This window comes from Chelatococcus sp. GCM10030263 (genome assembly GCF_042666455.1).
In the GTDB taxonomy this organism is placed as follows: Bacteria; Pseudomonadota; Alphaproteobacteria; order Rhizobiales; family Beijerinckiaceae; genus Chelatococcus.
On record NZ_JBHTDB010000003.1, the window covers coordinates 93,638 to 113,576 of the forward strand.

The 19,939-nt window shown below is 65.5% G+C and carries 20 protein-coding genes; 9 read left to right on the plus strand and 11 right to left on the minus strand.

What is annotated here, in order from left to right:
- Window positions 1–25 precede the first annotated feature (25 nt).
- The gene (cobD, locus tag ACFQU1_RS05115; RefSeq protein ID WP_378129977.1) at window positions 26–1,090 is read right to left on the minus strand and encodes a threonine-phosphate decarboxylase CobD; all 1,065 of its coding nucleotides are present in this window, start codon (window positions 1,088–1,090) and stop codon (window positions 26–28) included.
- Between cobD and cbiB the strand changes: the two genes are divergently transcribed.
- On the plus strand, window positions 1,089–2,075 hold the full coding sequence (gene cbiB / locus ACFQU1_RS05120) for an adenosylcobinamide-phosphate synthase CbiB (RefSeq protein WP_378129979.1): 987 nt from the start codon (window positions 1,089–1,091) through the stop codon (window positions 2,073–2,075). The two genes, cobD and cbiB, sit on opposite strands and share 2 nt — an antisense overlap.
- Window positions 2,076–2,078: 3 nt before the next feature.
- Here cbiB and gpt read toward each other — a convergent pair whose 3' ends face one another.
- Together gpt and ACFQU1_RS05130 are read right to left on the minus strand one after the other, a co-directional pair.
- On the minus strand, window positions 2,079–2,582 hold the full coding sequence (gene gpt / locus ACFQU1_RS05125; protein ID WP_378129981.1) for a xanthine phosphoribosyltransferase: 504 nt from the start codon (window positions 2,580–2,582) through the stop codon (window positions 2,079–2,081).
- 37 nt (window positions 2,583–2,619) lie between these two features.
- Window positions 2,620–3,378: a competence/damage-inducible protein A gene (locus tag ACFQU1_RS05130; RefSeq protein WP_378129983.1), complete on the minus strand. Its 759-nt coding sequence runs from the start codon at window positions 3,376–3,378 to the stop codon at window positions 2,620–2,622.
- A 142-nt stretch (window positions 3,379–3,520) separates the two neighbouring features.
- On the opposite strand from ACFQU1_RS05130, the gene sfsA reads away from it, so the two are divergent.
- Together sfsA and ACFQU1_RS05140 are read left to right on the plus strand one after the other, a co-directional pair.
- On the plus strand, window positions 3,521–4,231 hold the full coding sequence (gene sfsA, locus ACFQU1_RS05135; protein WP_378129985.1) for a DNA/RNA nuclease SfsA: 711 nt from the start codon (window positions 3,521–3,523) through the stop codon (window positions 4,229–4,231).
- A 137-nt stretch (window positions 4,232–4,368) separates the two neighbouring features.
- Window positions 4,369–4,698, plus strand: a complete 330-nt coding sequence (locus tag ACFQU1_RS05140; protein ID WP_378129987.1) for a hypothetical protein — start codon at window positions 4,369–4,371, stop codon at window positions 4,696–4,698.
- Window positions 4,699–4,767: 69 nt separating this feature from the next.
- On the opposite strand, the gene ACFQU1_RS05145 is transcribed toward ACFQU1_RS05140, so the two are convergent.
- On the minus strand, window positions 4,768–5,613 hold the full coding sequence (locus ACFQU1_RS05145; protein ID WP_378129989.1) for an FkbM family methyltransferase: 846 nt from the start codon (window positions 5,611–5,613) through the stop codon (window positions 4,768–4,770).
- 154 nt (window positions 5,614–5,767) lie between these two features.
- Between ACFQU1_RS05145 and map the strand changes: the two genes are divergently transcribed.
- The 4 genes from map (at window position 5,768) to ACFQU1_RS05165 (ending at window position 10,109) form a co-directional block, all read left to right on the plus strand.
- Window positions 5,768–6,595 (plus strand): type I methionyl aminopeptidase, encoded by an 828-nt coding sequence (gene map / locus ACFQU1_RS05150; RefSeq protein ID WP_378129991.1) that lies wholly within the window; start codon window positions 5,768–5,770, stop codon window positions 6,593–6,595.
- Window positions 6,592–7,302: a DNA repair protein RadC gene (radC, locus tag ACFQU1_RS05155; RefSeq protein WP_378129993.1), complete on the plus strand. Its 711-nt coding sequence runs from the start codon at window positions 6,592–6,594 to the stop codon at window positions 7,300–7,302. Before map ends, radC begins: the two co-directional genes overlap by 4 nt.
- 141 nt (window positions 7,303–7,443) lie before the next feature.
- Entirely contained in the window at window positions 7,444–7,842 is a 399-nt protein-coding gene (locus ACFQU1_RS05160; protein WP_378129995.1) for a DUF2306 domain-containing protein, read from the plus strand.
- A gap of 104 nt (window positions 7,843–7,946) precedes the next feature.
- Window positions 7,947–10,109, plus strand: coding sequence for a putative bifunctional diguanylate cyclase/phosphodiesterase (locus ACFQU1_RS05165; protein ID WP_378129997.1), 2,163 nt, complete (start codon window positions 7,947–7,949; stop codon window positions 10,107–10,109).
- A gap of 6 nt (window positions 10,110–10,115) precedes the next feature.
- Here the strand turns inward: ACFQU1_RS05165 and ACFQU1_RS05170 are convergent, their stop codons facing one another.
- Together ACFQU1_RS05170 and ACFQU1_RS05175 are read right to left on the minus strand one after the other, a co-directional pair.
- Window positions 10,116–10,715: an exopolysaccharide biosynthesis protein gene (locus ACFQU1_RS05170; RefSeq protein WP_378129999.1), complete on the minus strand. Its 600-nt coding sequence runs from the start codon at window positions 10,713–10,715 to the stop codon at window positions 10,116–10,118.
- Between the two features lie 190 nt (window positions 10,716–10,905).
- Window positions 10,906–11,175 carry an usg protein gene (locus ACFQU1_RS05175; RefSeq protein WP_378130001.1) on the minus strand — a complete coding sequence of 90 codons (270 nt, stop codon included), beginning with the start codon at window positions 11,173–11,175 and terminating at the stop codon, window positions 10,906–10,908.
- 281 nt (window positions 11,176–11,456) lie between these two features.
- Here ACFQU1_RS05175 and ACFQU1_RS05180 point away from each other — a divergent pair, with 281 nt between their 5' ends.
- Both ACFQU1_RS05180 and groL read left to right on the plus strand, forming a co-directional pair.
- The gene (locus ACFQU1_RS05180) at window positions 11,457–11,771 is read left to right on the plus strand and encodes a co-chaperone GroES (protein ID WP_378130003.1); all 315 of its coding nucleotides are present in this window, start codon (window positions 11,457–11,459) and stop codon (window positions 11,769–11,771) included.
- Between the two features lie 42 nt (window positions 11,772–11,813).
- Entirely contained in the window at window positions 11,814–13,463 is a 1,650-nt protein-coding gene (gene groL, locus ACFQU1_RS05185) for a chaperonin GroEL (protein ID WP_378130005.1), read from the plus strand.
- A gap of 96 nt (window positions 13,464–13,559) precedes the next feature.
- Here groL and ACFQU1_RS05190 read toward each other — a convergent pair whose 3' ends face one another.
- The 5 genes from ACFQU1_RS05190 to ACFQU1_RS05210 all read right to left on the minus strand — a co-directional run bounded on the left by ACFQU1_RS05190 (window position 13,560) and on the right by ACFQU1_RS05210 (window position 19,598).
- On the minus strand, window positions 13,560–15,770 hold the full coding sequence (locus ACFQU1_RS05190) for an esterase-like activity of phytase family protein (RefSeq protein WP_378130007.1): 2,211 nt from the start codon (window positions 15,768–15,770) through the stop codon (window positions 13,560–13,562).
- A 99-nt stretch (window positions 15,771–15,869) separates the two neighbouring features.
- A complete protein-coding gene (locus ACFQU1_RS05195; protein WP_378130009.1) occupies window positions 15,870–17,045 on the minus strand; it encodes an ABC transporter permease in 1,176 nt (391 codons plus the stop codon).
- Window positions 17,042–17,995 (minus strand): ABC transporter ATP-binding protein, encoded by a 954-nt coding sequence (locus ACFQU1_RS05200; RefSeq protein ID WP_378130011.1) that lies wholly within the window; start codon window positions 17,993–17,995, stop codon window positions 17,042–17,044. Before ACFQU1_RS05200 ends, ACFQU1_RS05195 begins: the two co-directional genes overlap by 4 nt.
- On the minus strand, window positions 17,992–18,975 hold the full coding sequence (locus tag ACFQU1_RS05205; protein WP_378130013.1) for an HlyD family secretion protein: 984 nt from the start codon (window positions 18,973–18,975) through the stop codon (window positions 17,992–17,994). Before ACFQU1_RS05205 ends, ACFQU1_RS05200 begins: the two co-directional genes overlap by 4 nt.
- Entirely contained in the window at window positions 18,972–19,598 is a 627-nt protein-coding gene (locus tag ACFQU1_RS05210; protein ID WP_378130015.1) for a TetR/AcrR family transcriptional regulator, read from the minus strand. The genes ACFQU1_RS05205 and ACFQU1_RS05210 overlap by 4 nt, the downstream gene beginning before the upstream one ends.
- Between the last annotated feature and the right edge of the window lie 341 nt (window positions 19,599–19,939).

The window sequence follows — 19,939 nt, forward strand, 5'->3', positions numbered from 1 at the left end:
GGATCACGGCAAGCGGCGTCTCCCGTCAACGCACGGTCGGCGCACAGCTGGAGAGCGCATCGGCAAGCCGTGCCCATTCAGGCTCGCCGCCGGGCAATCCAATACGCAGCCGCGTCGGCTGGTCGGGGAAGCGGCGCACCAGGATGCCGCGACGCCCGAGCACGTCATACCAGCCGCTTGCCGCCTCGCTCTCCATGAGCCGAAAAAGCGGTGTGCCGCCGCGCACAGCAAAGCCCGCCCCAGTGAACAGCGCATCGAGCCGTGCCGCCGCCTGTTCCAGCTTCATCCGTGTCGCCGCCTGCCAAGCGAGATCGGCGAGCGCCGCCGTGCCCACGGCGATCGCCGGGCCAGAAACGGCCCAGGGCCCGAGCAGCGCCCGCAGCCGGCCGGCGAGTTCGGTATCCGCCGTCAGTGCAAAGCCAAGCCTTATACCCGCAAGGCCGAAAAATTTGCCGAAGGAACGCAGCACGACCGCCCGGCCCGCACTGGCGAGCCGCCCCACATGGCTGGCTCCGGGCATCACATCGGCAAAGGCCTCGTCGATGACGAGAAGCCCGTCCCGTCCCACCCGCACCGCCTCCGCGGCGCGCCTTTCCAGGTCCATCAGCACGTCCGGCGGCAGTACGCGCCCGTCCGGGTTGTTCGGCTGGGTGATCACCACGACATCGGCCTCCGCGCAGGCCGCCGGATCGCTCACCTCGACCACGGAATGGCCGGCCGCTGCCCAGGCCGGCGCATGTTCGCCATAGGTCGGGTGCAGGACGGACACGCGGGCAGGCGTCACAAGCCGCGGCAAAAGCTGGATGAGCGCCTGGCTTCCCGGCGCCGCCACGACGCAAACCTCCGGCGCGGCGGCATAGGCGATGCGCGCCGTCTCTTCGAGGGAGGCGAGCGCCTCCCTGCCCGGCAGCCGTGCCCACGCCGCATCCGGCAGCGGCGGCAGCGGATATGGCACCGGATTGATCCCGGTCGAGAGATCGAGCCACGGCTCCGGCGCCCCCGGAAAAGCAGCGCGGGCCGCATCGAGGTCGCCTCCATGCAGGACAGGCGATACAAGCCGGGCCGTTCTCGTGATATCGCCTTGAGCCATGGACATCCTGACCAACCTGATCCTGCTCGTCGCCGCGCTCACGATCGAGGCCGCCGCCGGCTACCCCGCGCGGCTCTACCGCGCTGTCGGCCACCCGGTGAGCTGGATGGGAGGCCTGATCGCATGGCTCGATCGCCATCTCAACAGGGAAAGCGCCCCTACGGAGACGCGCAAGCGCTGGGGTATGGTGGCGCTCGCCCTGCTGATCCTCGTCGTCGGTGTCATCGCCTGGGCGATCGAGAGTGTCGTCTATGATCTGCCGACCCTTTTGGTCCTGCCCGGCCTCCTCATTCTCGCAGCCGTAGCCTCGACCGGTCTCGCCCAGCGTAGCCTTTATACGCATGTGAAGGCAGTCGCGGTGGGGCTCGAGACCGGCGGCCTCGATGCCGGTCGTGAAGCGGTGGCGGAGATCGTCGGCCGCGATCCGGCAAGCCTCGACGAGGCGGGCGTCGCCCGCGCCGCCATCGAAAGCCTCGCCGAAAACTTCTCCGACGGGGTGGTGGCGCCCGCCATGTGGTTCGCCATCGCCGGCCTGCCGGGCGTTGCGGTCTACAAGGCGATCAACACCGCCGACAGCATGATCGGCCATCGCACCCCGCGTCACGAGGCCTTCGGCTGGGCGGCCGCCCGTCTCGACGATGTCGTCAATCTACCGGCATCGCGCCTCGCCGGCGGCTTTCTGACGGCCGCGGCCTGGATCACGCCCAAGATGGATCGCGGCCGCGTCGCCCCCATCATGCTGCGTGATGCGCCGCATCATCGTTCGCCCAATGCCGGCTGGCCGGAAGCGGCCATGGCTGCGGCGCTGGACCTCAGGCTCGCCGGGCCCCGCAGCTACCACGGCCATCTGGTGCGCGACAGCTGGATGGGGGACGGCCGCGCCGAGGCCGGGCCTCGCGATATCCGCCGTGCGCTCGGCCTCTACCGCAACGCCTGCATCCTGCAATGGCTGCTCGCGGTCCTCCTCGTAGCCGTCGTTCTGTGACGCTCAGCCGCTGGTGCCGCGAATCGGCGGCTGGAAGGTGAGCCCCATGTCCCAGGGCAGATAGATCCAGGTGTCCTGCGAGACTTCCGTCACAAAGGTATCGACGAGCGGCCGGCCGAGCGGCTTGGCATAGACAGCGGCGAAATGCGCCTCCGGCAGAAGCTCGCGGACGAGCCGCACCGTCTTGCCGGTATCGACCAGATCGTCGATGACCAGCACGCCTTTGCCGGTGCCGCCGCCGAGGGCCCTGACGGCGGGGCTGATGTCCTTGATCAGCGAAATGTCGCCCTGGTTCTTATAGTCGTGATAGCTCGCCACGCAGACGGTCTCGACGAGGCGCATTTCGAGCTCGCGGGCGACGATCGCCGCCGGCACCAAGCCGCCGCGGGTGATGCAGACCATCGCCTCGAAGGGGCCGGAACCATGCAGCCGCCAAGCGAGCGCGCGTGCATCGCGATGAAACTGGTCCCAGGACACGGGGAAGGCTTTTTCGGAGGCTGGCGCCATTCGTCGTCTCTCGATCGGGCTGGGGAAGCCGGCTGCATTACGCCTGCTGGACGCGGATGGCCGCAAGCATGGCGATCACCGCCTCGGTTGCGGTCCTGAGGCGCGCAGCATCGCGCGCGCGCAACACGAGATTGGTCTTGAAGCCGGTTTCGTCACTAAAGGGATAACTGCCGATCAGTACATCCGGAAATCGGTCCGCGATGTCGCGCAAGGGAGCGGCGACGTCGCCTTCCTTGGCGTCGGCCCGCACGGTCTCGGAGAGCATGCGCCGCCCCTTCACGAGCTTCGGCGCGACATCGTCGAGCATGGCCTGCATGATCGCCGGGACGCCTGCCATGACGATGACATTGCCGATCCAGAAGCCGGGCGCCTTGGACACCGGATTCAGGACGAGCTCCGCACCTTGGGGGATCCGGGCCATACGCCGCCTCGCCTCGTTCAGATCCTCCGGCTTGATACGCTCGAGGAGGAGCGCGATGGCGCGCGGGTCTTCGCCGATCGGCACACCAAAGGCCTTGGCGACGCTGTCGGCGGTGATGTCGTCATGGGTCGGCCCGATGCCGCCGGTGGTGAAGACATAGCTGTAGCGCGCGCGAAGCGCATTGAGCGCGGCAATGATCTCCGCCTCGTCGTCCGGGACCACCCGCACCTCGCGCAGATCGATACCGACCATCGTCAGATACTCGGCGATATAGCCGATGTTCTTGTCCTTCGTGCGCCCCGAGAGGATCTCGTCGCCGATCACGAGAACGGCCGCGGTCACGATATCGGATTGTCCTTCAGTCGAGCCGGTCACCATCACCTCCGCGGCAGCCGGCAGGTCACGCCAGCTCGCCTGATCTAGCCCTTGCGCGCGCCCCTCTCAAGCACCGTGATGGTTGTGGGACGGCGGATGCATTGCTACCCAGTGGCTTCCCTTTGCCGCAGCGGCGTGCCTCATGTTCTTCCCCTCCCCCCTTGTCGAAGGCCATCTTCTCCTGCGCTACAAGCGTTTCCTCGCCGACATCAGGCTCGATGACGGACGCGAGGTCACCGCCCATTGCGCGAATCCAGGCGCCATGCTCGGGCTCGTGGCGCCCGGCAGCCGCGTCTGGCTGTCGCAATCCACTAATCCCGCCCGCAAGCTCGCCTATTCCTGGGAGATAACGGAAGCGGATTTCGGTGCCGGGCCGCAGCTCGTCGGCATCAACACGAGCCTGCCGAACAGCCTGGCCGTGGAGGCCATCGGCGCGGGCCTCGTGCCGCCGCTCGCGGGCTACATCCGGCTGCGGCGAGAGGTGAAATACGGGCGCGCGAGCCGCATCGACATCCTGCTCGAAGACGATTCGCGCCCCGCCTGCTATGTCGAGGTCAAGAACGTGCATCTCATGCGCCGGCCGGGGCTCGCCGAATTCCCGGACTGCGTGACGGCACGCGGCGCCAAGCACCTGCGGGAATTGGGGGATATGGCGGAGGATGGCTATCGCGCCGTCATGCTCTTCGTCATCCAGATGGCCGCGGAGCGCTTCGACCTCGCCCGCGACCTCGACCCGACCTATGCCACCGCCTTCGACCTCGCCCGCCGCCGCGGCGTCGAGGCCTATGCCCTGACCTGCCGCCTCACGCCTCAGATGATCGCCGCCGAACGCCTCGTTCCGATCGCCGAATGATCATCGGCGGTCGCGGTAAGCACGTTTTGCAAAGTTTGTTGTGATCGTCACAGAGCTGCGGCAACATCCGCGCGAGCGCCACTCGATGGCGTGCGACCTATCGCGCGACCGCGCAAACCGCCCTTTTCGAGGACGACATGCCTTTCCCAATGTTGGCGCTGGTCTTCGGCGCTCAGATGATCCTGGTTGCGGATAATGTGCCGACGCTCAATGTCGAGCCGAGCTGTCGCGCGGCGGCAACCTATGGTGCCGAATCCAAGTCGACCTTCAGCGACTGCATGACGGACGAAAACAGCGCCCGCGCCGCTATGGCCAAGGAATGGGGCACGTTCAAAGCGGCCGATGTGCGCAGCTGCCTCGAGGAAACGAATTCGGACGGCACCCCGAGTTATGTCGAGCTGCAGGAATGCCTGGAGCTCGCACGTGACGCGGCGAAATACAAAGACCCGTCGGCACCGAAGATCTGATTCGCCCGCGAATCTATCGCTTGGCCCCGCGGCCGTTCCGGTTCTCGCAACTGGTCGGCCCTCTGCGCTTCATCGCTCGAACACGAAATTGAGCCGCGTGCGCATCACGTAACGATAGCCCTTTTCGACGAGCAGCTTCGGCAGATCGGTCTGCCAGCGCCCGGTCCCGTCCTCGACGATAAGGAGCTTGGGGAAAAGCGCTTCCGGCGCTTGCTGCAGGAATGGCTCCAGAATGAGGTCTTCCGCACCTTCCACGTCGAGCTTGGCGGCGTCCACGTGCTCGAATCCCTCCTCGAGCAGCAGATCCAGCAAGGTCATGGCCGGCACGCGGACGGTAGTCGCATGGTCCGAACCGACGATCCGGACGCTCGACTCGCCGCGGTTCTTGTAGTCGAGGAACAAGGTGAGCTCGCCAGGCTTGTCGGCGAGCGCGCAGGCGATGGCCTTGATCGTCCCGAAGGGATTGAAGCGGATATTGGTGACGAGCCGCTCGAAGATGTCCGGCTGCGGCTCGATGGCGATGATACGGGCCCGCGGCCCCGCCCGTGAGGCGGCGAACAGGCTGTAGGCGCCCACATTGGCGCCGATATCGATGAAGGTGCAGTCGCCCTTGAGCCGGCTCGCGAGAATTTCGCGCTCTTGCCTGTCGAAATATTGCGGCGTGAACAGCACGCGCTTTTCGCAGACATTGTTGTAGGGAACGAGCCGCATCCTGACGCCGAGGGTTTCGACATCGACCGGCTTGCCGTCGAGGCTGCGCAGCGCGATGTTGCGCAGGGCGAGCGCCACACGCTTGGCGAGCCAAGCCTCCGGCAGCGACCGGGTCATGCCGATGATCGACCGCAGCGGAGGCCGCGGCGCAAAGGTCCCGAACGGCTCGGCGTCGTAGGAGCGGGCATTCGTAGGTGCGGTCATGGCGGCGATGCTTACACCGGCCGGCGGCGCAATGCCAATCGTCGCTTGTGAAGGGCCGGATCAAAAAGCGCACGCCCGGATCAGTGCTGCTTGCGGTCGGCGCCGCATCGCATACATTTGCCCATCTGGGCTGGAGACGATCAGGACGGATCGCATGACCGAATTCGACGGCGCGCTCACGAGGCGCCGCACCAGCGGCATCAAGATCTACGGCCCCGACGCTTTCGAGGGAATGCGCCGTGCCGGCCGCATCGCGGCCGAGTGCCTGGACATGCTGACGGCCCACGTCGGGCCGGGCGTCACGACGGAAGCTATCGACCGGCTGGTCTTCGCCTTCGGCATGGATCACGGCGCCCTGCCCGCCCAGCTCATGTATCGCGGTTACCGCTATTCCTGCTGTACCTCGATCAATCATGTCGTCTGCCATGGCCAGCCCAACGACAAGCCGCTGCGCGAAGGCGACATCATCAATATCGACGTGACCTTCATTCGTGACGGCTGGCATGGCGATTCGAGCCGCATGTATACGGTCGGCGAGGTCTCGCGCCGCGCCCAGCGCCTCATCGAAGTGACCTATGAGGCCATGATGCGGGGCATCGAGGCCGTGCGGCCGGGCGCGACCACTGGCGATATCGGCGCCGCCATTCAACGCTTCGCCGAAGCCGAGCGCTGCACCGTGGTGCGCGACTTCTGCGGGCACGGCATCGGCCAGGAGTTCCACGAGCAGCCGAGCATCCTGCATTTCGGACGCCCCGGCGAGGGCGTGACCCTGCAGCCGGGCATGATCTTCACCATCGAGCCGATGATCAATCTCGGCCGTCCACAGGTGAAGGTGCTCGCCGACGGCTGGACGGCCGTTACCCGCGACCGTTCCCTCTCCGCGCAGTTCGAGCACAGCGTCGGCGTCACCGAAACGGGCGTGGAGATTTTCACCACGTCGCCGGCCGGCCTCCACCAACCGCCCTACACCCCGCCCCTATGAACGAGAACGTCCCGGCGCCCGAAGCGAGCGACGCCTCTCCCCATTACGTCCATCATCGGGAGAGGTTGCGTGCGCGTTTTCGCGAGGCCGGAGACGTCGGATTGCCCGATTATGAGCTACTCGAGCTCGTTCTCTTCCGGTCTATTCCGCGGCGCGACATCAAGCCTATCGCCAAGCAGCTCCTGCAGCGCTTCGGCAGTTTCGCCGAGGTGCTGACTGCCCCGCCGCAGCGCCTCGTCGAGGTACCCGGGGTGGGAGAGAGCGTCGTCACGGATCTGAAGATCGTCGAGGCCGCGGCCCGGCGCTTGGTCAAGGGCGAGATCGCCAAGCGCCCGATTCTGTCGTCCTGGAGTGCCGTGCTCGATTATTGCCGGACGGCGATGGCCTTCGCCGACAAGGAACATTTCCGCATTCTTTTCCTCGACAAGCGCAATACCCTCATCGCCGACGAGCTCCAGCAGACCGGTACGGTCGACCACACGCCCGTCTATCCGCGCGAGGTCGTGAAACGCGCCATCGAGCTTGCCGCCACCGCGGTTATTCTCGTTCACAATCATCCCTCGGGAGATCCGACGCCGTCGAATGCCGATATTCGCATGACTCGCCAGATCGTCGAGATCGCCACCACGCTTGGCATCGAGGTGCATGACCACATCATCGTCGGGCGCAACGGCCACGCGAGCTTTCGCGGCATGGCTTTGATTTGACATGATCGACCGTCGCCCTCGCCGACTGCAGCGCGGCAATCCGACCGTCCGCACAACCGTGTCGTCGCCATCCTGGCCGCGCGCGAGAATCCACCCCGAACACGGGGCCTATTCCACGCCGATCAACAGTGGAGCGCAGGCATGTCGCTGGCACCGCTTCTAGAGGCCTCGCTCCCCATCCGCATACACGCTTTTTCTGCGCTTGCTGCGATACTCATCGGCGCGGTTCAATTGGTGGGCAGAAAAGGAACGGCTGCCCACCGCGCTTTCGGATTCACGTGGGCCGTTCTGATGCTCATGATCGCCATCAGCAGCTTTTGGATTCGTGAGTGGCGCGTCTTCGGGGCGTGGAGCCCCATCCACCTTCTCTCGATATTGGTGCTGGTGGCCGTTCCTATAGGTGTATGGAACGCACATCAGCATCGCATCGATCGACACCGCTCCGGAATGTTGAAGCTCTACGGTCTTGCTTTGATCCTTACAGGCCTATTCACGCTGCTGCCGGGTAGGATCATGCATACCGTCGTTTTCGGAAACTAAGGCTGCAAGAAACGACTCGTCAATTTAATCCGTGAAATATGTAGCCCCGAACTTTGCCGTCGCTTCGCTAGACTGGCCATTTCGACCGCGAGGACCATCGCCGCTTGTTGCTACCCGGCTTTCGCATCACCCGGCCGGCGGCCCTGATCGGCCGGCTGATATGGCCCGTCGCCCTCGTGGTCGCGGTTCTGTTCGCCGTCATGGTGATGACGCTGACATGGATGGGCCAGAGCGTTGACGAGTGGTTCGTCGCCGAGCAACGCAACCGGCTCATGGTCATCCTGGCATCGCGCCAAAAAGTGGCCGAAGCCCAGCTCGCCGCAATCGCAAGGTCCGTCGACCTGACGACTTTGGGCGCCTCGCCGCAGAGCCTGCAGGTGCTTCGCGCTACCGAAACGCCTCGGGGTACAGAACCCGGAACGGTCGATTCCCTTGCCCTTCTCAGTGCCGAGGGCACGGTGATCGCCGGCATTCTTCCCGGCGCCGTAGCAACTGCGGCCGACATCGAGGCGCGGCAACCGCTGTTCACGAATTTCGTCGCCGGCTCCCCCGTTCGCGACAATCCGCTCGACTATTATGTTTACCACCGCGACGCGCTCTATCTCCTCGTTCCGCAGACTCTTGCCGGAACGAGTTCGCCTGCCCCCGCTCGCATCGCCGTCCTCGTTTACCGGTTCAGTCCGGCCGATATCGAGGCGCTCGCCCGGCAGGCAGGTGGCGGGGATCTGACCATCGTCCAGGGCAAGGTGGCGCTGCAGAAGGGAACCCTGCCGCTGAAGACGACGATGACGCAGCCGGCTGCGTTTATCTGGAGCCCGGCAACCCTGCCGAGCTCTGCAGTCTGGCCGCGGCTGACCGGCTTTCTCGCAGCCGCCGCGATCCTCACACTGCTGGCGGTCGCCGTCATTTTCATCATTACGCGTCGGCTCGCCAATGAAGTGGTACGCCGCCAGGAGCTGGCGCAGCGCCTTGCCGGCCAGGATCCGCTCTCAGGTCTTCCCAACCGGCTTTCCTTCGGCATGCGCCTCGACCAGGAATTGGCCCGCAGCGGCCGTTCGGGCGTGGGCCTGGCGGTGCTCTTCCTCGATCTTGATCGCTTCAAGGAAGTCAACGACACCTACGGCCATGCGGCAGGCGACAACTTGATCCGCATCGTCGCCCAGCGGCTGGCCGATCTCCTGCGCGGCGCCGACACGCTCGCCCGCTTCGGCGGTGACGAATTCGCCGTGATCCAGACCGGCGTGAACCACCATCATGAAGCCGAGGCCCTCGCCCGGCGCATTCTCGACAGCGTCAAGAAGCCCATGGAGATCGCCGGGACCACGGTCTCCGTCGGCGCCTCCATCGGCATCGTTCTCAGCCCGCATAACGGCCGGGATCGCGAGACGCTGCTGCGCCTCGCCGACACGGCGCTCTATCAGGCCAAGAACGGCGGCCGCAACCGCTTCAGCTTCTTCGAACGGCAGATGGACGAAGCCTTGCGCCTGCGCAAGGTGGTGGAAGACGATCTGCGCCAGGCGATCGAGAACAACGAGCTCGTTCTCCATTATCAGCCTCAGGTGGAGATCGACAGCTACAGCATCGTCGCCGTCGAGGCGCTCGTGCGCTGGCCGCATCGCGAGCACGGACTGATCGCCCCGGAAAAATTCATCGCCGTGGCCGAGGAGCGTGGGCTGATCATTCCACTCGGCGAGTGGGTGTTGCGGCAGGCCTGTCACGAAGCCAAGCGCTGGCCCAACCTGCGCATCGCCGTCAATGTCTCACCCATTCAGTTCCGCCACCGCGACTTCGTGGCAAGCGTCATGCGCATCATCAACGAGAGCGGCATCGATCCGACGCGCGTCGAGCTGGAACTCACCGAAGGCGTCGTCGTGGAAGACGCCGATGCCGCCGAAGATGCCATGATCGAGTTGCGGGCGCATGGAGTGCGGCTCGCGCTGGACGATTTCGGCACGGGCTATTCGAGCTTGATCTATCTGCGGCGCTTCGCCTTCGACAAGATCAAGATCGATCGCTCCTTCCTTGAGGCGGCCGAGACGACCGGTGAATCGGCGATCCTCATCCATTCCATCGTGCATCTCGGCCGGGCGCTCGGATTGACCGTCACCGCGGAAGGCGTGGAAACACAGGAGCAGCTCGAATTCCTGCGAGCCCTCGGCTGCCACGAATTGCAAGGCTACCTGTTCTCTAGGCCGGTTCCGGCCGAGGCGATCGACGCCATGCTGGAAGCCCCCACGGCCGGGCATCTGCCGGCGCGCGCCGGCTGAATGGGGCTAAAGCAGCAGGGCTGTCACGCCTCGGATGAGAACGAGGACGAAGCCGAGCGTCAAGCCGAGACCGATAGCGCCGACGATCGCACCGATGAGAACCAGGAGCCCGTCCCGCTCGACAAGCCCGAGGCCGACGAGGCAGGCAGCGAGCCCCAGCGGGATCTGGCCGATGAAGGGTGCGGCAACGAGCAAGGTCAGCGCTATGATGAGGACCACCCCGCCGACGATGCGTATGCCGAGCGGCGTGCCGACGATGGCAAAGCGCGGCCGCGACCACTGCTCCAGCCGGCGAAGGGCTGGCATGGCGCGGCCAACCGCACGCGCAAAGTCGGCCCGCGACAGCGAACGCTGAAGCACGCGCCTGGGAAGCCACGGCGCAGTGCGTCCCGCCACCATTTGCAGACCGACGAAACACAAGAGAAAGCCGAAGAGCAGCGGGATGGGCGGCGGCATCGGCAGACAATTGGGCAGGCCGAGCACCAGGATGAGCGCCGCAAAGGCCTGCTGGCGCAGCGCCGCCAGCAATTCGCCGATCGTCAGCCGCTCGTCCGCCCCGGCGGCGAGTTCAAGCAGAATGACGGACGTGCGGGGAGATGAGGACACGGGAAGGCGGCCACGCGGTACGAGTGCGGCAGCCTTCCTAGCCTAGGTAGCGTGTTTGGCCAAGCTGCAAGCGAAGGCCCTCTCGGTCCGGTCTCCGGCAATCTGGTGTGACCTCGCCGGTTCCGGCAGGCCGGGGGCTCGGTGATGAGCCGCGCCAGACCTATTGTCGGCCCCGTGTTTCGGCACACCCTCAGTGGATGGTCAGCTCTCCATCGACGTTCCGGAACTGCGCCGGCCGCAACAGCCGCGAGTGGGCCACCGTGACGGAATGAAGCGGCCCGTCCAGTTCCCGGCGCCAGAAATCCAGAAAATGCTTCAGCTCCGGAAATTCCGGCGCGATGTCGTAATTCTGCCAGACGAAGGTCTGCAGCAGGTGGCGGTGATCCGGCATCCGGTAGAGGATGGTCGCCGTGGTCAAGCCATAGCCGTCGATCTGGCGCACGAAATCTTTCGAGGGCATGCGATTCCCCATTCACAATCGACAACGGGAAAGGTGAGCGCAAGCTCGCCGGATTGACAAGCTTTTTCTTTTAAATTCAGCATGTTAGCAGCAGCCCGGCAGTGATGCTGACAGACCTCTCCCAGGTGTTGGCACTTGGCCCGCGCGAGTGCTAATTTTTCTCGCACGCGCCCTTGACGAGGCCGGTGAGGCCTCCCATTTCGCCGCTGACGCCGTCTCCCTTTCAGCGGACCGGTCGTCGGCGCCTAGCTAAAACCACGCAGCTAAGAGGAGGTTCCGCCATGGCTTTTCGTCCCCTCCATGATCGCGTTCTCGTCCGCCGCCTCGGCAGCGAGGAAAAGACCAAGGGCGGCATCATCATCCCCGACACCGCGCAGGAAAAGCCGCAGCAGGGCGAGGTGATCGCCGTGGGCACTGGGCTGCGCAACGAGGCCGGGGCCGTCACCGCACTCGACGTCAAGCCGGGCGACGTGGTGCTGTTCGGCAAGTGGTCCGGCACCGAGATCAAGATCGATGGCGAAGATCTCATCATCATGAAGGAAACCGACATCTTCGGCATCGTCGAGGGCGTCAGCGAGAAGAAGAAAGCCGCCTGATCAGGGATTTCTTCTTCGTCATGTCTATAAAGGAGTGACACAATGGCAGCCAAAGAGGTCAAATTCGATACCGACGCCCGCGAGAAGATGCTGCGCGGCGTCGACACGCTGGCCAATGCGGTGAAGGTGACGCTCGGCCCGAAGGGCCGCAACGTGGTCATCGAGAAGTCCTTCGGCGCGCCGCGCATCACCAAGGATGGCGTGACGGTCGCCAAGGAAATCGAGCTTGAGGACAAATTCGAGAATCTCGGCGCCCAGCTCGTCCGCGAGGTGGCCTCCAAGACCAATGATCTCGCCGGTGACGGCACCACGACCGCGACCGTGCTCGCCCAGGCCATCGTCAGGGAAGGCGCCAAGGCGGTTGCCGCCGGCATGAATCCGATGGACCTGAAGCGCGGCATCGACCTTGCCGTCGAGGCGATCGTGGCGGACCTCGCCAGGAACTCCAAGAAAGTGACCTCGAACGAGGAAGTTGCCCAGGTCGGCACGATTTCCGCCAATGGCGACGCCGACGTGGGGCGCTTCCTGGCCGATGCGGTGAGGCGCGTGGGCAATGAAGGCGTGATCACGGTCGAGGAGGCCAAGGGCCTGGAGACCGAGCTCGAAGTGGTCGAAGGCATGCAGTTCGACCGCGGCTATATCTCGCCGTATTTCGTTACCAATGCCGAGAAGATGAGAGCCGAGTTCGAGGACCCCTTCATCCTCATTATGGAGAAGAAGCTGTCGAGCCTGCAGGAGCTCCTGCCCGTGCTCGAAGCTGTGGTCCAGTCGACGCGTCCGCTCCTCATCATCGCCGAAGATGTGGAAGGCGAGGCCCTCGCCACGCTCGTCGTCAACAAGCTGCGCGGCGGCCTGAAGGTGGCGGCCGTGAAGGCGCCCGGCTTCGGTGACCGGCGCAAGGCGATGCTGCAGGATATCGCCATCCTCACCGGCGGCACGGCCGTCTCCGAAGATCTCGGCATCAAGCTCGAGAATGTCACGCTCGACATGCTCGGCCGCGCCAAGAAGGTGGTTGTCGAGAAGGAGAACACGACCATCGTCGACGGTGCCGGTTCGAAAGACGACATCCAGGCCCGCGTCACCCAGATCCGCGCCCAGATCGAGGAGACCACCTCCGACTATGACCGCGAGAAGCTGCAGGAGCGGCTGGCGAAGCTCGCGGGCGGCGTCGCGGTGATCCGCGTCGGCGGTGCGACCGAGGTCGAGGTCAAGGAGAAGAAGGATCGCGTGGACGATGCCATGCACGCGACCCGCGCGGCGATCGAGGAGGGCATTCTTCCCGGCGGTGGCGTCGCGCTGCTGCGCTCGGCGGCGGCTCTCGCCCAGCTCACGCCGGCCAACTCCGATCAGAAGACCGGCATCGAGATCGTGCGCAAGGCGATCCAGTCGCCGGCGCGGCAGATCGCCGTCAATGCCGGTGACGACGGCTCGCTCGTGGTCGGAAAGATACTGGAAAAGCCGGACTACAGCTGGGGTTACGATGCCCAGACCGGCGAGTTCGTCGATCTCATCAAGGCCGGCATCATCGACCCGACCAAGGTGGTCCGCGCTGCGTTGCAGGATGCGGCCTCTATTGCCGGCCTCCTGGTGACGACCGAAGCGCTCGTGGCGGAAATCCCGAAGAAGCAGGCATCCGCCCCCGCCATGCCGGGCGGCGGCGGCATGGGTGGCATGGGCGGCATGGACTTCTAAGCCGTTCTGTCGACGACTGTCGTCCTCGAGCCGGGCACGTCCCGGCTCGAGTATTTTTTGGCCGTGCCCTCTCCGGGCCTCGACAGGCGTTCAGCCTTACTTCACTTCGAGCTTGCCCAGATCGAGAAAGACGGTCTCGCCTGAGGAACCGTCGACACCGTCATTGTCGGTGACGATGAAGGTCTCGCCCGCGGCATCGACCGTGACGCTCTCCACCTTGTCGAGCACATAGCCCTTCGGCTGCGCGAGATCGGGAACGAGATCACGCACGAGCGTCTTCGTCACGGTCGGAATGTCGGTCGCTCCGGGGGCCGCCGGCGTCAGTCCCTTTACGGAAAACGACTGCAGGGTCTTGAGCGACTTGTCGCCGAAGAGATTGTCGCGTTCGATGACGACGAAGCGATCATCGCCGGCGGCAATGAGCTCGGAGAGCCCGACCCAGCCCTTTTCGGTCTTGTTGAGGGGATAGTGGAACACGCCCCAGCTCTTCGTCGCGGGCTTGTAGGACAGGATCTTCACGAGACCCTTCGGATCGTCCTTCCACTCGCGCTGTACAGCCAGCCACACGGTTTCATCCGCGCCGCTGCCCGTCACCGCCACACCCTCGAAGCCGAAACGGGTCGCCTGTTTGGCGAGCGCCTCCGGTAGCGCGATCTCCTCCTCGACGGCACCGTCCGGCGCGAGGCGAAGGAGGAGATTGGCGGTCGGCTCGTTCTTCTTGTCCGGATTGCCTTCCGAGGCGAGCCAGAAGCCGCCGTCGACGCGCATGGCGAGCCCCTCACCGTCGTAGCCGACGGGCTTGCCGTCACGCGTCACGGTGATCTCGCCGGTAATCCGCGCCGGCTTCTTCGTCGCGTCGATCGCCAGAATCCGGGTCGTGCTGAAGGCGCTGTCCGTCACCGAGAACAGCTTGCCCGGTGTCTTCGGGTCGCTCGTCAGGCTTGACAGGGCGCTCCAGGGCAGCGGCGTGCCGTCGCTCTTGAGATCCGACTGGATCATCGGATAGTTCGGTACGCCTTCCGCACGCCGGTAGATCACGACGACGCTGCGCGCGCCACCGTCCTCGACATTATCGGCCTCGTCCGCGGTCACGAAGAGATCGCGCTGCGGAACGGCGAGCAGGCCCTCGGGCCCGACGCCGCCGGCGAGCGCCTGCAGAAGCTCAAGTGCTTGGCCCGGTCCCTTGTCGCGGTAGACGAAAACGAGCGAAGCCCGCTCTGTGCCGATGAAGATCAGCTTGTCGTTGCCGAAGGTGGCGACCTCCGCGCCTTCCGGCTCGATGCCCTTGGCGCCGGCGCGCTTCTCCGGGAAATGGCCGAGCTGCACCGCCTTGTGCTCGAGCACATTGCCTGAATCGAACTCCAGCTTGCCGTCCTTATCGAAGATCGAGAAACCGCGCGAGCCGCCCTCGTAATCGCCTTCGTTCGCCGTGACGAAACGCTGGTCGTCGATCCAATGGACGGCGTCCGGCTCACGCTTGACGTTCTCAAGTTTGCCGTCGAGGCGGATCATGCCGTCACGCTTGGTGTCGACCTTGTCGAGAGAGACCGTGCCGGCAGGGAAATTGTTGACGACCTTCGCCGTGGCGAGATCGACGATGGCGATGTGGTTGTTCTCCTGCAGCGAGACCACTGCCTCGCCGCGGCCGTTGACGTCGACGAATTCGGGTTCCGGGTCCTCCGGCGCGACGGTCGCCAGGCCCGTCAGGTCGACCACCTTCTTGGCCTCGCAGTCGACGCCCGCAGCCGTCAGCGGCAGAACGGTGAGATTGCCGCCCGGCAATTGCGGGATCTTGCCCTTGTCCTTGTCCTCGTCGCGCTCGTTCTCGATGACGACGGCGAGAAATTTCTTATCGCGGCTCGCCGCGACCGAGTCGGGCTGGCCGCCGAGGTCACAGGTGGCGTCCACCGTCTTCTTGGCGAGATCGACCACGGCGAGTTCGCCGGCGGGCTTCGCCTTGTCTTTGGACTTGACCACCGCAACGAGCGCCTTGCCGCCGACGATCGTCACCGAGGTGGGCTCACCGCCGAGCGGCAGGAAGCCGGCCGGCTTTGGCGCTTCGGGATTGGCGAGATCGATGAAGCCGACGCCCTCCTGGGGCGAGTCCGTGTAGACGAGCAGCTGCCCATCTTCAGACGCGGTGATGATTTCGGCTACCGTCGGCTTGCCGGCATCGCGATCCGCCGGCAGATTCGCCACGACCGGAAAGGTGGCGATGCGGTTGAACACCGGCTCGGCGGCGGCCGAAAGCGCAGTGCCGGCAAGCAGCGCCGCGGCAAGCGCGGCTGTTGATGTGAAATGAGGCATGACATCCCCCCAGCGTGACAGGTCGATGAGAACGGCTCGGGTGAAGCCGTTCCGCGCAATCGACTGAAATTCCGTGACGGCGGGATGACAGCGGCAGGTTTAATCGAGCGTCTGGCGAAAACGGGCGATGGCTATTCCCATGGCGACGAGCATGGCCGCGACCAGGGCAAGCGTGTCGATCTGCAGGGTCGAGATGTCACTGCCCTTCAGCATGATGCCGCGGGTGATCCTGAGGAAATGGGTGAGCGGCAGCACTTCGCCGATCCATTGCGCCCAGGCCGGCATGCCGGCGAAGGGAAAGGCGAAGCCCGACAGGAGGATATTGGGGAGAAAGAACATGAAGGCCATCTGGATGGCCTGCAGCTGGTTCTGCGCCACGGTCGAGAAGGTGTAGCCGATAGCGAGATTGGTGGCGATGAACAGCGTTGCGAGCACGGCAAGCAAAGTGAGGCTGCCGATCACCGGGACGCCGAAGATGAGCGTACCCGCCCCGATGATGATCGCCGCCTGCACGAAGCCGATCAGCACATAGGGCAGGATCTTGCCGAGCATGATCTCGACCGGGCGGATCGGCATGGCGAGCAGCGATTCCATGGTGCCGCGCTCGCGCTCGCGCGTCACCGACAGCGCCGTGAAGATCAGCATCGTCATGGTGAGGATGATGCCGAGCAGCCCCGGCACGATATTGAGCTGCGAGACGCCCGCCGGATTGTAGCGCGCGTGGACACGAATCTCGAACAGGGGCCCGCTCTCCGCCTCCTCGCGCGGCGGCAGGCCCCGCTCGCGCGTCAGCGCATTGGCGATGATGCCGTTGACCGCCGCGAGCGCACTGCCGGACGCCACGGGGTCGGTGGCATCAGCCGCAACGAGCAGCGCCGGCTTGTCGCCACGCCGCAGTGCACGCTCGAAATTGGCGGGAATTTCGATGCCGAACAGCACCTCGCCGGAGGCGATGGCGAAGTCGAACTCCGCTTCGCTCCGCACCTGCTTCACGACCTCGAAATATCCCGTATTGGAGAAGGCCGACAGAATGGCGCGCGCAACGTCGCTGTCGTCCTGGATCAGCACCGCCGTCGGCAGGTGGCGCGGCGTCGTGTTGATGGCGTAGCCGAACAGCACGAGCTGCACGAGCGGGATGAAGATCATGGTCGCGAAGGTGATGCGGTCGCGCGAGAGCTGCAGCGCCTCCTTCGTCAGCATGGCGCCGACCCTGCGGAAGAAGCCGCCGCGGCGTTCGGGCTCCCGGGCCTCTGGACGCGCCGAAACGTCGGTCATGGGAAATTGTCCCGCGAGCGGCTCATCAGGCTGATGAAGACGTCTTCAAGCGTCGGCGCATCCTCGCGCCAGTCGAGCGCCGGGTCGCCGCGGAAGGGCGCAATGGCAGCCTCGAGCTTGCCCTTGTCTCGCCCGGCGACATGCAGGCTCGAGCCGAAGGGCGCGACCATATCGACGCCCTCGCGGTGCTTCAGCTCCTCGGCGAGGCGCCAGGTATCGCCGCCTGTTACCGTCCAGGTGGCGAGTCCCGATTGGCGGATGACCTCCTCGACCGAGCCCCGCGTCAGCAATTCGCCATAGGCGATATAGGCGATCTCGTGGCAGCGCTCGGCTTCGTCCATGTAATGGGTCGAGACCAACACGGTGAGCCCTTCGCCGGCGAGCGCGTGGATCTCGCTCCAGAAATCGCGCCGCGCCTTGGGATCGACCCCGGCGGTCGGCTCGTCGAGCAGGAGAAGCTGCGGTTCGGGCAGGATGCAGGCGCCGAGCGCGAGCCGCTGCTTCCAGCCGCCGGAAAGCGTGCCTGCGAGCTGCCTGCCGCGGCCTTCGAGGCCGAGGCGCGCAAGCGCCGCCGTGGCGGCCTGCCGGGCATTCGGGATGCCATAGAGCCGGCCGACGAACTCCAGATTCTCGCGCACAGTGAGGTCTTCGTAGAGGGAAAAGCGCTGCGTCATGTAGCCGACATGCCGCTTGATGATCTGGCTCTCGGTCAGGATATCGTAGCCGAGGCAGGTGCCCTGCCCGGCATCGGGCGTGAGCAGCCCGCAGAGCATGCGGATCGTGGTCGTCTTGCCCGAGCCGTTCGGGCCGAGAAAGCCGTAGATCTGCCCGCGATAAACGCGCATCGAGAGGTCGCGCACGACAACCCGGTCGCCGAAGCGCTTCGTGAGCCCCGACACGTCGATGACGACCTCGCGGCCGTTGTGCCGCGGCTCCGGCGCGCGCATCATGATCCCGCCCCCTGGAGCGTGATGGTGACCGGCTGGCCGACCCGGAAGGCGGCGGGATCCTCCGGCTTTGCCTCGATCATGAAGACGAGCTTCTTGCGCTCTTCGAGCGAATAGATCACCGGCGGCGTATATTCCGCCTGCCTGGAGAGGAAGGTGACGCGCGCCGAGAGATTGGGCGGGCAACCGTCGCAGCTGACGCCGATGCGGCTGCCGGCAGCCACGCGCGGCAGGAGCGCCTCCGGCACGAAGAAGCGCAGCTTCAGATTGGCGGGCGGCAGCAACGCCACCACCGGCCGCCCCGCCGGCACCATCTCGCCCGGCCGGTAATAGACCTCCTGGATGCTGCCCGCAGCCGGCGCCGCGAGCCGCCGCCGCGCCAACTGCTCTTCCGCGCCGGCGAGGGCTGCCTCCGCCGCCGCCACCGCTTGTTTGGAGGCATCGATATCCTGCCGGCGCGCGGCCAATTCGGCCACCTCGATCTGGCGCTCGGTTTCCTGCAGTTGCGCGGCATTCTGGTCGCGTGCGGCGACGGCATTGTCCAGCGCCGCCTTGCTCGCATTGCCCTTGGCATAGAGCGCCTGCTGCCGGTCGAGATCGGCCTGGGCGAGAGCGAGCGCAGCCTTCACCCGGTCGCGGGTCGCCCGGAGCACGGCGATCTCCTCAGGCCGTTGCTGGGCGGCTTCGAGGCGAGCGAGCCGGGCGCGGGCCTCGGCCAGCGAGGCGGCCGCCTGATCGCGCGCCGCCACCTGCAGCTGTTCATCGACGGCAAAAAGCGGCACGTCCTTTTCGACCGCCGAGCCCTCGTCGACGGCGAGCGACACCAGCCGGCCCGCCTCGTCGGGGCCGACGAAGAGGAGGTCGGCCTCCACATAGCCCTGGAAGCTCGACGGCTCCGAGGCGTTGCAGGCTGCGAGCGCGAGCAGTGCGCCGACGAGCGCACCCCGCGCCATCCTGCGATCGAGGCTCAGGGGCGATCTCATTCGAGCCCCCGCAGGAGGAGGTCGAGATAGGTCTCGATCATCGCGCCAGCCTCGAGCGGCTCGAACCGCTCGAAGAGCGCTTTCCAGATCACCGCGACCAGCATCGGCGCGACGATCAACTGCGGAAAGCGCACGAGCGCGTCGGAGGAGAACTCGCCGCGCGCGACGGCGCGGGCGGCAACGGCCCGGATCACGCCGATGCCCTTGGAGACGACCTCCTGCCAATAGAATTCGGCGAGCCAGGGAAAACGCGGCGCTTCGCTCAACACGAGCCTCAGAATGTCGGCCCGGTGCGTCTCCAGCACCTCCTTCTGCAGACCGGTCGCGAGCCGCTTCAAGAGGTCGCGTGTCGATCCCCCGAAGACACCGACCATCGCCTCCGTGCCGGCCACGACCGGCCCGATCTCCTCCTGGATCAGGCTGCGGAAGAGCTCCTCCTTGTCGGTGAAGTGCAGATAGATCGTGCCCTTGGCGACGCCGGCCCGCGCCGCGACATCGTCCATGCGCGCGGCCGTGTAGCCCTCTGCCAGGAACACGACGAGCGCGGCATCCAAAATCTGTCGCCGCCGCCGGCTGACGGACGACCGCCTCCGCCTCTTCTCGCCAGCAGGATCGTCGTTCATCGCGCATTCCCATGACTGACCGGTCAGTCATATTAACGTGAACGAAAGGCGCTGTCATCAAGGATGATGAGAAAGCAGCCGAGGCTAATCTGCCGAGACCTGATGGGAACTGAGTCCTTTCTGCTCACGTGTCGTCCCGGGGGCGAGCGCAGCGAGGAGCCCGGGACCCAGAACCGATGTCGTTCAAAGGTATTTCGCCGTTGCGGCTATGCCTTGCCGCGCATCGGTTCTGGATCCCGGACAGCGGCTTGCGCCGCTTCCGGGATGACCTACGGCACTGCTGAGAATTTCTGTAGGTGAAGGCCCAACGACCACCGGGCGGGGTGCCCTGAGAAGCAACG

What these genes read in the sequence shown, in the direction of transcription:
- cbiB (WP_378129979.1), top strand. Translation starts at nt 1,089, where the DNA reads ATGGACATCCTGACCAACCTGATCCTGCTCGTCGCCGCGCTCACGATC.
- cobD (WP_378129977.1), bottom strand. Translation starts at nt 1,090, where the DNA reads ATGGCTCAAGGCGATATCACGAGAACGGCCCGGCTTGTATCGCCTGTC.
- gpt (WP_378129981.1), bottom strand. Translation starts at nt 2,582, where the DNA reads ATGGCGCCAGCCTCCGAAAAAGCCTTCCCCGTGTCCTGGGACCAGTTT.
- sfsA (WP_378129985.1), top strand. Translation starts at nt 3,521, where the DNA reads ATGTTCTTCCCCTCCCCCCTTGTCGAAGGCCATCTTCTCCTGCGCTAC.
- ACFQU1_RS05140 (WP_378129987.1), top strand. Translation starts at nt 4,369, where the DNA reads ATGCCTTTCCCAATGTTGGCGCTGGTCTTCGGCGCTCAGATGATCCTG.
- ACFQU1_RS05145 (WP_378129989.1), bottom strand. Translation starts at nt 5,613, where the DNA reads ATGACCGCACCTACGAATGCCCGCTCCTACGACGCCGAGCCGTTCGGG.
- map (WP_378129991.1), top strand. Translation starts at nt 5,768, where the DNA reads ATGACCGAATTCGACGGCGCGCTCACGAGGCGCCGCACCAGCGGCATC.
- radC (WP_378129993.1), top strand. Translation starts at nt 6,592, where the DNA reads ATGAACGAGAACGTCCCGGCGCCCGAAGCGAGCGACGCCTCTCCCCAT.
- ACFQU1_RS05160 (WP_378129995.1), top strand. Translation starts at nt 7,444, where the DNA reads ATGTCGCTGGCACCGCTTCTAGAGGCCTCGCTCCCCATCCGCATACAC.
- ACFQU1_RS05175 (WP_378130001.1), bottom strand. Translation starts at nt 11,175, where the DNA reads ATGCCCTCGAAAGATTTCGTGCGCCAGATCGACGGCTATGGCTTGACC.
- ACFQU1_RS05180 (WP_378130003.1), top strand. Translation starts at nt 11,457, where the DNA reads ATGGCTTTTCGTCCCCTCCATGATCGCGTTCTCGTCCGCCGCCTCGGC.
- groL (WP_378130005.1), top strand. Translation starts at nt 11,814, where the DNA reads ATGGCAGCCAAAGAGGTCAAATTCGATACCGACGCCCGCGAGAAGATG.
- ACFQU1_RS05190 (WP_378130007.1), bottom strand. Translation starts at nt 15,770, where the DNA reads ATGCCTCATTTCACATCAACAGCCGCGCTTGCCGCGGCGCTGCTTGCC.
- ACFQU1_RS05195 (WP_378130009.1), bottom strand. Translation starts at nt 17,045, where the DNA reads ATGACCGACGTTTCGGCGCGTCCAGAGGCCCGGGAGCCCGAACGCCGC.
- ACFQU1_RS05200 (WP_378130011.1), bottom strand. Translation starts at nt 17,995, where the DNA reads ATGATGCGCGCGCCGGAGCCGCGGCACAACGGCCGCGAGGTCGTCATC.
- ACFQU1_RS05205 (WP_378130013.1), bottom strand. Translation starts at nt 18,975, where the DNA reads ATGAGATCGCCCCTGAGCCTCGATCGCAGGATGGCGCGGGGTGCGCTC.
- ACFQU1_RS05210 (WP_378130015.1), bottom strand. Translation starts at nt 19,598, where the DNA reads ATGAACGACGATCCTGCTGGCGAGAAGAGGCGGAGGCGGTCGTCCGTC.